Origin of the sequence: Pseudomonas guariconensis, assembly GCF_015680235.1 — a bacterium.
GTDB classification, from domain to species: Bacteria; Pseudomonadota; Gammaproteobacteria; order Pseudomonadales; family Pseudomonadaceae; genus Aquipseudomonas; species Aquipseudomonas guariconensis_A.
In genome coordinates this window covers 49,650-61,038 of the sequence record NZ_JADLJL010000021.1, presented here as the reverse complement: position 1 = coordinate 61,038, position 11,389 = coordinate 49,650, and the positions used below count along the sequence as shown (strand labels likewise).

At 67.3% G+C, this 11,389-nt stretch carries 8 protein-coding genes; 4 read left to right on the top strand and 4 right to left on the bottom strand.

What is annotated here, in order from left to right; genetic code table 11:
* Window positions 1-107 precede the first annotated feature (107 nt).
* From IRZ56_RS15445 to IRZ56_RS15435, 3 genes are all read left to right on the top strand, one after another.
* Complete coding sequence (locus tag IRZ56_RS15445) at window positions 108-791, top strand: response regulator transcription factor (protein WP_196145718.1); 684 nt, start codon at window positions 108-110, stop codon at window positions 789-791.
* Entirely contained in the window at window positions 788-2,110 is a 1,323-nt protein-coding gene (locus IRZ56_RS15440) for an ATP-binding protein (protein WP_196145717.1), read from the top strand. The genes IRZ56_RS15445 and IRZ56_RS15440 overlap by 4 nt, the downstream gene beginning before the upstream one ends.
* Before the next feature lie 352 nt (window positions 2,111-2,462).
* The gene (locus tag IRZ56_RS15435; protein ID WP_196145716.1) at window positions 2,463-3,863 is read left to right on the top strand and encodes an aspartate aminotransferase family protein; all 1,401 of its coding nucleotides are present in this window, start codon (window positions 2,463-2,465) and stop codon (window positions 3,861-3,863) included.
* A 91-nt stretch (window positions 3,864-3,954) separates the two neighbouring features.
* Here IRZ56_RS15435 and IRZ56_RS15430 read toward each other — a convergent pair whose 3' ends face one another.
* On the bottom strand, window positions 3,955-4,881 hold the full coding sequence (locus tag IRZ56_RS15430) for a siderophore-interacting protein (RefSeq protein WP_196145715.1): 927 nt from the start codon (window positions 4,879-4,881) through the stop codon (window positions 3,955-3,957).
* Between the two features lie 149 nt (window positions 4,882-5,030).
* Between IRZ56_RS15430 and IRZ56_RS15425 the strand changes: the two genes are divergently transcribed.
* Window positions 5,031-6,653: a twin-arginine translocation signal domain-containing protein gene (locus IRZ56_RS15425; RefSeq protein WP_196145714.1), complete on the top strand. Its 1,623-nt coding sequence runs from the start codon at window positions 5,031-5,033 to the stop codon at window positions 6,651-6,653.
* Between the two features lie 47 nt (window positions 6,654-6,700).
* Here the strand turns inward: IRZ56_RS15425 and IRZ56_RS15420 are convergent, their stop codons facing one another.
* Genes IRZ56_RS15420 through IRZ56_RS15410 form a run of 3 tightly spaced genes read right to left on the bottom strand, consistent with a single transcriptional unit; the run spans window position 6,701 to window position 11,263 of the window.
* Window positions 6,701-8,122: an efflux transporter outer membrane subunit gene (locus IRZ56_RS15420; RefSeq protein ID WP_196145713.1), complete on the bottom strand. Its 1,422-nt coding sequence runs from the start codon at window positions 8,120-8,122 to the stop codon at window positions 6,701-6,703.
* A 3-nt stretch (window positions 8,123-8,125) separates the two neighbouring features.
* Window positions 8,126-10,090, bottom strand: a complete 1,965-nt coding sequence (locus tag IRZ56_RS15415; protein WP_196145712.1) for a MacB family efflux pump subunit — start codon at window positions 10,088-10,090, stop codon at window positions 8,126-8,128.
* Window positions 10,091-11,263 (bottom strand): efflux RND transporter periplasmic adaptor subunit, encoded by a 1,173-nt coding sequence (locus IRZ56_RS15410; protein WP_196145711.1) that lies wholly within the window; start codon window positions 11,261-11,263, stop codon window positions 10,091-10,093.
* Window positions 11,264-11,389 lie beyond the last annotated feature (126 nt).

Genomic DNA, 11,389 nt, shown 5'->3' with positions numbered 1-11,389 from the left:
CGACAGCGCAGCTCTGCATAACCCGCTGGCAGCCAGAACACGTCATAATCCCCCCTTAATCCCCTGAGCGTGCAATAAACACCCGCATCACCACCGGAGACCCTCTCATGCACGTACTGCTCTGCGAGGACGACGACCTGATCGCCAGCGGCATCTGCGCCGGCCTCACTGCCCAGGGCCTGACTATCGACCGGGTGGCCAGCGCCTCGGCTGCCCAAGCCTTGCTGCAGGCCGCGCAGTTCGACGTGATGATCCTCGATCTCGGCCTGCCCGACGAAGACGGCCTGAAGCTGTTGCGCCGCCTGCGCCAGCAGGGCGTGACGCTGCCGGTGCTGGTGCTCACCGCCCGCGATGCGGTCACCGACCGGGTCGACGGGTTGCAGGCCGGGGCCGACGACTACTTGCTCAAGCCGTTCGACCTGCGTGAGCTCGCCGCCCGCCTGCACACGCTGCTGCGCCGCGTGGCCGGGCGGGCGGTGAATGTCATCGAGCATGGCCCGCTGCGCTACGACCCGAGCAGTTGCGAGGCCACCTTGGCAGGCCAGGCCGTGGACCTGTCGCGCCGTGAACAGGCGCTGCTTCAGGCATTGCTGCAGAACCCCGGGCGGGTGCTGTCCAGCGAGCAGCTCAAGGACTGCGTGTACGGTTTCAGCGACGAAGTCGAGAGCAACGCCTTGAACGTCCACATCCACCATTTGCGGCGCAAGCTGGGCAACAGCATCGTCGAGACCGTCCGCGGCCTGGGCTACCGCCTTGGCCCGGCCCAGGCCCCGCAGGGCACCACGCCATGAGCCTGCGCGCGCGCCTGACGCTGATCCTCGGCATCGCCTTCGTCATCATCTGGGCCCTGGCCGCTGCGTGGATGCTGCGCGACCTGCGCCAGCAGATGATGTTTTCCCTCGACCAGCGCCTAGTGGCCTCGGCACGCATGGTTGCCGGGTTGATCGAGCAGTTGCCGCAGCCGCTGGCGAGCAAGGGCGAGGATGCGCATTTTTCTGCCGACCAGCTCAGCGTGCCGGACGGTATGGCCTGCCAGGTCAGTTCCCTGCGCGGCGAAATCCTGGCCAGCAACCACAAGCACGACGGCGCCATGGACGACCAGCGCAGCGGCTTCCGTGACCAGACCATCGACGGCGCGCTCTGGCGAACCTTCACCTATAACCACGGCGATGTGCGGATCACCACCGCCGACCGCCACCAGGAGCGCGAGGCGCTCAACCGCTCGATCCTGCTGGCCGCCTCGGCGCCGGTGTTGATGGCCTTGCTCGGCAGCCTGGGCTTGTTGTGGATCGGCGTGGGCAAGGGCCTGGAGCCGCTCAACCGGATGCGCGACGCCCTGCGCCGGCGCCGCGCCGACAGCGTCGAGCCGTTGCAGGTGGCAGGCATGCCCAGCGAACTGCAGCCGCTGCTCGAAACCCAGAACCAGTTGTTCCTTCGCATCGCCCAGACCATCGAGCGCGAGCGCCGCCTCACCGACGACGCCGCCCATGAACTGCGCAGCCCGCTGACCGCGATCAAGACTCACCTGCAGGTAGCCCGCATGACCGACGGCGCGGTGCGCGAGCAGGCGCTGGAACACGCCGAGCAGGGTACCGACCGCATGCACCGCACCCTGGAGCAGTTGCTGATGCTGGCGCGGGTGGAGGGCAGCCTGTCGTTCGACGACGGCGTGCAGTGCAGCGCCGAGCAGGTGGCCCGCCAGGCGGTGCAGGATGCCGGCGGTGGGGATAACAGGCGCATCGTGGTGCGCCTGCCGGAAGAGGCCACGCGTGTCTATCTGGGCATGCCGGCGCCGTTGGCGGTGGCAGCCTTGCGCAACCTGCTGGACAACGCCTTGCGCCATGGCGGTGACGCTGCCGTGGAACTGGAAGTGCAGATGGCCGATGGGCAAGTGGGATTCATGGTCCGTGACCACGGGCCCGGAATCGCCGAGGAAGACATGCAGCACCTGACCGAGCGCTTCTGGCGCCACGACCAGAGCGGTGGCTGCGGCCTGGGGCTGGCGATCGTCCAGGCCATCGTCCAGCGTTGTGCCGGCAGCCTGCGCTTCGAAAACCCTGGCGATGGCTTGCGTGTCTGGTTGCAGGTGCCGGCGCGCCAGGGCAACTGAGCGCCCGTGAGTGCGCGATAGCACCGCCGCCTGGCAAGGGCTTCGCCCTTGATCGCGGGACAAGCCCGCTCCCACAGGGGTAGGCTGCGCTAGCCGCTTGTTCTTTGTGCGACAGCGCAGCCCGGGAAGGATGGGTGATCTCCCACAGGGGGCGCGCTAGCCTCCTACAGAAAAATAACTGCTCGAAGCCTGCGGGCCCGCCAAGGGCCACTCTGCCGTCTCCGACCGAAATCCGACATCAACCGGTAAATCCTTGGCCCGCTGACGCGTTCTCCAAGCGACAACCACCCGACACACATCCGGTTACAGGGAGCGTGGCGGGGCACATTCGCTTGCTCGCGAGGATTTTCCGATGTCGACCGCTTCCAGCCTTGCCCAGGTCCTGCCGCCCAGCGCCCCGCAGGTGTTGTACGAATTCGAGGAATCGCCCCTGCTGCTGCGCCAGCAGCGACAGGAATCCAATGCCCGCAGCTACCCGCGGCGCATCCCTCTGGCGCTCAAGCGTGCCCGTGGGATTCATGTGGAAGACGTCGAGGGCCGCCAGTTCATCGATTGCCTGGCCGGCGCCGGTACCCTGGCCCTGGGCCACAACCACCCGGTGGTAATCGAGGCGATCCAGCAAGTACTGGCCGATGAAGTGCCCCTGCACACCCTGGACTTGACCACGCCGGTCAAGGACCGCTTCGTCCAGGACCTGTTCGGCCTGCTGCCCGAGGCCCTGCGTCGGGACGCGAAGATCCAATTCTGCGGGCCGACCGGTACCGATGCGGTGGAGGCTGCGCTGAAACTGGTGCGCACGGCCACCGGGCGCAGCACCGTCCTGGCGTTCCAGGGGGGCTACCATGGCATGTCCCAGGGCGCGTTGAGCCTGATGGGCAGCCTGGGGCCGAAACAACCTTTGGCGGCCCTGCTGGGCAATGGCGTGCAGTTCATGCCGTACCCCTACGACTATCGTTGCCCATTCGGCTTGGGTGGCGAGGCGGGCGTGCGGGCGAACCTGCACTACCTGGAGAACCTGTTGTGCGACCCGGAAGCCGGCGTGGCGCTGCCGGCGGCGGTGATCGTCGAGGTGGTGCAGGGCGAGGGCGGTGTGATACCGGCGGATGTCCAATGGCTGCGTGGCTTGCGAGCCATCACCGAGCGGGCGGGTGTGGCACTGATCGTCGATGAGATCCAGAGCGGCTTTGCCCGCACCGGACGGATGTTCGCCTTCGAGCACGCCGGCATCGTGCCGGACGTGGTGACGCTGTCCAAGGCCATCGGCGGCAGCTTGCCCCTGGCCGTGGTGGTCTACCGGGACTGGCTGGACACCTGGCAGCCCGGGGCCCATGCCGGCACCTTCCGTGGTAACCAGATGGCCATGGCGGCCGGCTCCGCGGTGATGGGCTATCTGGTGGAGCATCGCCTGGCCGAGCATGCCGAGGCCATGGGCCAACGCTTACGCGACCATCTATTGGGCCTGCAACAGGACTACCCGCAACTGGGAGATATTCGCGGGCGTGGCCTGATGCTGGGGGTGGAGCTGGTGGACCCGACCGGCGAGCGGGACGCGCTGGGGCATCCACCGGTCAGCCGGACACTGGCGCCGAAGGTGCAGCGCGAATGCCTGAAGCGTGGGCTGATCCTCGAACTGGGCGGGCGCCATGGGGCGGTGGTGCGCTTCCTGCCGCCGTTGATCATCAGTGCCGAACAGGTCGATGAAGTGGCCGGGCGGTTTGCCGAGGCGGTGAGGGCGGCGGTGGCTGCGGGATAAATGGCGGGGCGTTTTGTGTAATGCCTTGAGATCGAGCGCCGCCCGCGCGGCGCTCGATCTCAAGGCACCGCATCTGCGGCGAAGAACGCCGTCAATCGAACGTCCTGCCGGCGCGCCAATAGCCCATCAGGGTCAGGCAATCGCGCCCGAGTCCTCGCACCTTGATCAGGTATCGGCGGATATCCATGACCGTGGCCGACTCGCCGGCAACCCAGGCGTGGAATTCGCCTCCCTCGCCGCGGCCCTGCTCCCAGAGAATGGTGCGCTCGATGTTTACCTCCTCGAGCTCCACCGCGCTTGCCGTGCCCACGGGTAGGCAAGCAAGTTCACGTATCGCGTGGCGCATGGCTTGACCATGCTCGCAGCGCAGCAGGTCGCGGGGTAGCCAATGCACCTGTGCTGTCGGGCCATGGTGCAACGCAAGGCAGTCGGCTTCCAGCGGCACCTCGATGAACGCATGCACGGTAAGCTCCGGGCGGGTGTCGGCCAGTTGCTCGAGGATACCGGCGATGGCCGGCAGCGCAGTTTCGTCGCCCACCAGGAGCACGTGCCGGGCGCTGTGTGGTGGTTTCCATTCATAGCCACCGGGGTCGCCTTCATAAGCCAGGTTCGGCGCCACCATCTGCAGCCGATCGCCAATGCACGCGTGGGTCGCCCAGGTCGAGGCCGGGCCATTGATGCCATGCAGGACGAAATCCACATCGACTTCCAGGGCCTCGCGGCGCAAGGCGCGAATGGTGTAGGTGCGCATCGGCGGGTTGTGCTCGGGCGCCAGCCCCTGGCGTGCCTGTTGCCAGTGGCCATCCTTGGGCAACTGGGGCGGCTGCCCGGCGGGCGTGGGGAAGAACAGTTTGACGCGCTGGTCGGGTGCCAGGGTAGTCATCTGCGCCACGTCGGCGCCGGAGAAGGTGAACCGGCGCAGGGAAGGGCTCAACGGCTCGATGCTCTTGAGTTCGATGTCGAACAGGCGATAGGCCGGGGCCTTCGGTCGCAGCAGGCGAGAGAGGAGGGATGTCATGGTCGATGCCTCTGGCAGACGGAGTCCTGGAAGTAACGAGCCCGCCTGGCCGTGAATTAAGGCAACGTCCGGCGCAGTAAATTTCCCGCCCCAGGTTACGTCCTAGCTTGGATAGAAACCGCCGCGTGGCAGTAACGGATAGAGGCGCAATGACCATTTCCCGACGAGGATTCATCGCAGGCCTGGCAGTCGCGGGGGCGACCGGTACGGCGGCCTACTACGCGCACAAGGAACTGACCCATGACCCCGAGGACGACATCGTCACACCGGGCGAGGCGAGCGTGGAACTGGCCGACTATGCCGGGCAGGTGTTGGCCGACCGTCTGCGGGGCATTTGGGATCTTCGTTTCGAAGGCGCCGAGTCGGGCCTCGATGGCTTGCCGATGGCCGGTGTCGAGCTGTTCCTCGACGTGGCCACCAAAGGCCGTGGCCTGCGTGGCTTCGTCGACACCGGCGAGCGCTTGCGTGGTCAAGTGCCGGCCCATTACCGAGTCCTGGGCGACCTGGTGGGGGCATCCGCTGCCCAGGTGCGCTGGCGCTTGCTGAACCAGCACGGCGGCCCGAGCTATGAATGCGTGGCCAGCCTCGACGAGGTCTGGGGCAGTTTCGCCAACGCCGGCAGCGGCACCCTGAGTGGTCGCGTGCAACGCCTGGACCGGCCCTTGACGCTGCCGATTTCCGACAGCCGCTTCGTGGCGGTCAAGCGCCTGTTTCCCGAGGCGCGGGAGCGTATCGGCTATACCCCACAGATGCAGGCATGGGTGGTCAGCCCCGAGCACCGCCTGTTCCACCAGCTCTGGCATGCGACCCGGGACAAATGGCATAGGCTGTCGGACAAGCAACGTGGTGCCTTGCGTGGCCTGGGCTGGCAGCCCGGCCCACGTGACCATGAGCGCGATGCCAGGGGGCCGCGCAAGCACCGCAACGGCTCGGGGGTGGATTTCCTGTTCATGCACCGGCACATGCTCGATGCGGCGCGTCGCTTGCAGGATTTGCCGTCCTGGCCGCATTTCCCGCTGCCGCAGCCAAGCGTGGAGTTCGACCGCGTGGGGTTTGCCCGCTACCACGAAAACCACGACGGCTGCTGCGTGCCGCCCAGCTGGCAGGCACCGGGCGATGATGCCTATGGGCAATGGGTCTCGGCGATCAAGGCCGGTGAAACCTTCTGCAGTAACTTCCAGGTGTGGGAGTCGCAGTACCAGGACCCGCAGTACCTGTCGACACTGAGCCTGGGCGCGCTCGGCTCCGAGATGGAGATGACCCTGCACGACTGGCTGCACATGTGCTGGGCCTCGGTACCGCGCGACCCGGTCAACGGTGCTCCGGTGCCGTTCGCCCGTGACCCTGCCGACTTCGACACGCGCTGGTTCGGGGCCGAGAACGATTTTCTCGGCGACCCATTCTCGTCCCACGTCAACCCGGTGTTCTGGGGCTTCCATGGCTGGATCGACGACCGTATCGAGGACTGGTACCGCGCCCATGAGCGGCACCATCCTGGCCAGGTGCGGCGCCTGCAGGTCAATGGCGTGAAATGGTTCGCCCCAGGGCGCTGGGTCGAAGTCGACGACCCCTGGCTGGGGCCGGATACCCATGGCTGCAGCACCTTGCCAGGTACACGCCCTGGCAAGTCGGTGGAAATGGATGTGGAAACCATGAAACTGGCGCTGCGCATCGTCTTTGGCGAGGACGACAAGCTGGACGGGCTGTTGCGCCGGGTGCCGCGTCGGCCCTGGTACGCACGGCACCTGTCGTTGAAGAATATCGTTTCCTGAAATAGAGGGTTGGGGCGCTTTGCGCCCCTTTCGCGGGGCAAGCCCGCTCACAGGGGCGGCGCAGATCCGGCTTGAACCTGCCAGCCACCGCCCAAGGCCTTGTACAGCGCCACGCTGCCCTGCAGCCGGGCCAGGCGCAGCTGCGCCTGCTGGTCCTGGGCGTCGTACAAGGTGCGCTGGGTCTGGAGCACGCTGAGCAGGGTCTCGGCACCTGCGCCATAGCGTTGCTGGGCCAGCTCGAAGGCGATGCGCGCCTGGCGCACTTCCTCGTCTTGCCATTGGCGTTGGCGGTCCACGCCGTGGATGGCGTTGAGGGCCTGCTCGACGTCCGAGAAGCCGGCCAGGATGCTGCTGCGGTAGTTTTCCAGCAGCTCTTGCCGTTCGGCGCGAGCCAGGTCTCGGGAGGCGCGCAGGCGACCATTGTCGAAGACCGGTGCGAGCAGCCCGGCGGTCAGGGTGTAGAACGGGCTGTCGAGGATATCGGCGAAGGTCCGCGCACCACTGCCCAGTTCAGCACCGAGCTTGAATTGAGGCAGCATGGCGGCCCGGGCAACCTGCACGTTGGCGTTGGCGGCCGCCAGGCGCGCCTCGGCGGCGGCGATGTCGGGGCGTCGGCCGAGCAGGTCGCTGGGCACGCCGCTGCCGATCCGTGGCCATTGCAGGGCGAGGATTGACTCGGCGCTGGCCGGCAGTCGCTGCACCGGGTCGCCAAGCAGGGTGGCGAGGGTCACGCGGCTGTCTTGCCATTGCTGCTCGAGCAGCGGCAGCTGCCGCTCTTGGGCTGCGACCAGGCTGCGTTGCTGGGCCAGCTCGAGGCGGGTGGCCGAGCCTGAACGTTCGCGTGCTTCGACCAGGCGCAGCACATCACGGGCGTTCGCCAGATTCAGGCGGGCGATGCGCAGCCGCTCCTGCAAGGCCACGCCGAGCAGGTAGGTGTCGGCCACCGCGCTGGTAAGCGTCAACTCGACCGTCTGGCGATCGAAGCGGCTGGCGTCGAGCGCATGCAAAGCACTGTCGCGTGCCGCGCGCAGGCCGCCCCAGAAGTCGATCTCGTAACTGGCGCTCAGGCGCGTGCCGAAGGTGGTGCGGGTGCGTTCGCTGCTGCTGGTGTCGAGCAGGTCGTTGCCATCGCCGCGCAGCCGGTGCTGACGGCTGCCGTCCAGGCGCATTTGCAGTTCTGGCAGCAACGGGGCGCCAGCGACCACGGCCCGGGCCTGGGCCTGGCGTACCCGTGCGCTGGCCGCGGCCAGGTCATGGCTATTGTGACGGGCACGTTCGATCAGGCGCCCCAGCTCCGGGCTGGCGAAGGCCTGCCACCAGGCAGCGTCCGGCAAGGGTAGGGCGGTATCGAAGGTATCGGCCTGCCAGCTCGCCGGTGGGGTGATGCCGGCACCGGGCGGTGGCTGGGAGCTGCAGGCCGCCAGGGCCAGGCTCAGGGTCAATAGGCTGATGCGGGTTGGCAATGTCATGGGTCACACGCTGGTAAGGGCTTTGACCGGGTCGAGGCGGGCAGCCTTGCGGGCCGGCATGAAGCCGAACACCACGCCGGTGATGACGGCGCAGGCGAAGGCGCCGAGGATGGCAGGTAGGGCGAAGGCCACGGCGATCTCGGCGAGCATCAACACGCCGCCGAGACACAGGGCGAGCACGATGCCGGTCACGCCGCCGACCATCGACAGCATCACCGCCTCGCTGAGGAACTGGCGCAGGATGTCGCGCTGGCGTGCCCCGGTGGCCATGCGTATGCCGATCTCGCGGGTACGCTCGCGCACGGTCATGAGCATGATGTTCATCACGCCGATGCCGCCCACCAGCAACGAGATGGCGGCGATGGCGCCGAGCATCAACGACAGGCTGTTCTGCGTGCGCGCCTCGGCCTGGATCAGTGCGGCGTCATTGGTCAGCTCGAAATCCTGCTTGCCTTGGTGGCGCTGGCGCAGCAGCCGGTCGATGGCGGCCTCGGTGTCGTTGACTCGTGAGGAATCCAGGGCGGCGATGGTGACGTATTCGGGCTCGTAGCGGCCGAACAGGCGGATGGCCGCAGCCGAGTACGGCACCACGATGCGCCCGTCGCTGTCCTGGTCGCCCGAGCTGGCGCCCTTGCCGGCAAGGATGCCGACCACCTGGAACGGCACGTTGCCGATGAGCAAGTACTGGCCGAGCGGGTCGCGCTGGCTGTCGAGCATCTTCTCGCGCACCTTCTGGCCGATCACGGCCACCGCTGCGCCGCTGGCTTCGTCGGCTTCGCTGAAGAAGCTGCCTTCGACCACCGGCCAGTTGAAGATTTCGGGGAACCAGGTGTTGTTGCCGCCGACATAGAACTGCTGGCTGTTGTTGCCATGGCGCACCATCAGTTTCTCGCCGATCACCGGCATGATGCGCTTGACCTGCGGCAGCTCGCCGATCGCGGCGACGTCATCGAGGGTGACGATACCCGCCGGTTCGCCCAGGCTCGCCGGCTTGCCGTTGAGGTAGAGAATGTTCGAGCCGAACGCTGCCATCTGCGCCATGACTTGGCGCTTGCTGCCTTCGCCCACGGCGAGCATCACCACCACCGAGGCGACGCCGATGACGATGCCGAGCAGGGTCAGGGCCGTGCGGAAGCGGTTGATCCACATCATTCGCCATGCGGCCTGCAATGCCTCGAGCAGTTCCCCCTTCCAGGCGCCGCGCTGGGTGGCGCCGCGGTCCAGGCGCTGGCGCAGCTCGTCGGCCTGCACGCCAGGGCGGGTGTCGCCAAGGCCTGCTCCTGACACCGAGTCGCTGGTCTTGAGGCCATCGCGGATCTCGATGACCCGGTGCGCACGCGCCGCCACCTCGCGGTCGTGGGTGATGAGGATGATCACATGGCCCTGGCTGGCCAGCTCGTCGAGCAACGCCATGACCTCGGCGCCGCTGTGGCTGTCCAGGGCGCCGGTGGGCTCATCGGCAAGGATAATGTGGCCGCCGTTCATCAGGGCCCTGGCAATCGACACCCGCTGCTGCTGGCCGCCGGACAGCTGGTGCGGGCGGTTGCCGGTACGGCTGGCCAGGCCCAGGCGTTCGAGCAGTGCCGCGGCGCGCGCATGGCGTTGGGCGGCCGGGGTGCCGGCATAGATGGCCGGCATCTCGACGTTCTCCTGGGCCGAGCCGGACGAGATCAGGTGGTAGCCCTGGAACACGAAACCGAAGGCCTCGCGGCGCAACCAGGCCAGCTCGTCGCCGTCGAGCTCGGCGACGTCCTTGCCGGCGAAACGGTAGCGGCCGCTGGAAGGGCGGTCGAGGCAGCCAAGAATGTTCATCAAGGTCGACTTGCCTGAGCCTGAGGCGCCGACGATAGCGACGAACTCGCCGGGATGGATGCTCAGGCTGATGCCCCGCAATACCTCGACCTCAGGGGTATCGATGCCGCCGTAGGTCTTGCGGATATCGGTCAGTTCGATCAATGGCGCTGGCATTCAACCTCCGCTGGCGGCTGGCGCGCCGATGACCAGGTGCTCGCCTTCGCGCAGGCCGTCGAGGATCTGCACCCGCAAGCGGTCGCTCAGCCCCGTGCGCACCTGGCGCTGTTCGACCTTGCCATCGCGGCCCAACACCTGAGCCAGGCGCAGGTCATCCCCGGCGGTATCCTCCAGGGCGGCCAAAGGCGCGGTAAGGACCTGCCGGGCCTGGCCTGCGACGAAGAACACCTGGGTGGTCATCTCCGCCATCAGCGCACCATCGGGGTTGTCGACATCCAGCAGTACGGTGTACTGCACCACCTTGCTGCCGGTGGTGCCGGCGCTGGCCGGGCTGCCGCCACCCTGGTTGGCCTGGTCCAATGGCTTGGGTGGGATCGGCAGGATCTGCCGGACGGTGCTGGTCCAGCGCCGCTTGCCGCCGGCCAGGGTGGTGAAATAGGCGGTCATACCGGGTTGGACCTTACCGATGTCGGCCTCCGAGACTTGGGCCCAGACGGTCATCGGCGAGAGCTTGGCGATGCGCAGGATCAACGGGGTCTGCTGTTGGGCGTTGAGAGTCTGGCCTTCCCGGGCATCCACCGCTACCACGGTCCCGGCCATGGGCGCATAGATGCGCGTGTAGCCCAGCTCGGCCTCGTCGCTGCGCAGGCTGGCCTGGGCCTGGCGAATCTGCGCCTGGTACATGTCGATGCGGGCCTGGGTCACCTTGAGTTGGGCCTGTGCCGCCTGCAGGTCCTCGGCCCGTGTGGCACCGGCGGCGGCCAGGTCGCGCTGGCGCTTGTACTGCTGGCTGGCCAACTGGTACTGGGCGCGTTGTTCGGCCAGCTGGGCCTTGAGGTTGTCGATCGAAAAGCGCCCGGCGTCGAGCCTGGCCTGCTGGGTGGAAGGGTCGATCTCCACCAGCAGTTGGCCCTGGCGCACGGCCTCGCCCACTTCCACGTGCAGTTTGCGGATCTGCCCGGAGGCCTGGGCGCCTACATCGACATAGCGCCGTGGCTGCAGTGTGCCCAGGGCGGTCACGCTGCTTTCGATGTCGGCGCGGGTGACGGCCACGGTGCTCACCGGCTGTGCGCCGAAGGGCAGGGTCTTCCAGGCCAGCAGGCCACCCAGGCCAAGCAGGCCCAGGCCACCGAACAAGATGCGACGGCGGGTGATGGTCAAACGTCTCATGGGAACTTCCAGCCAGGAGTAATGGCCATGCGCCGCCAATCAGGGTGCGCAAGGAGGTCACCGATAGACGAAGGCCAGGTGGCGGGATTTAACCGAGGGGCTCGCTGTTGCTGAGAATCATTATAA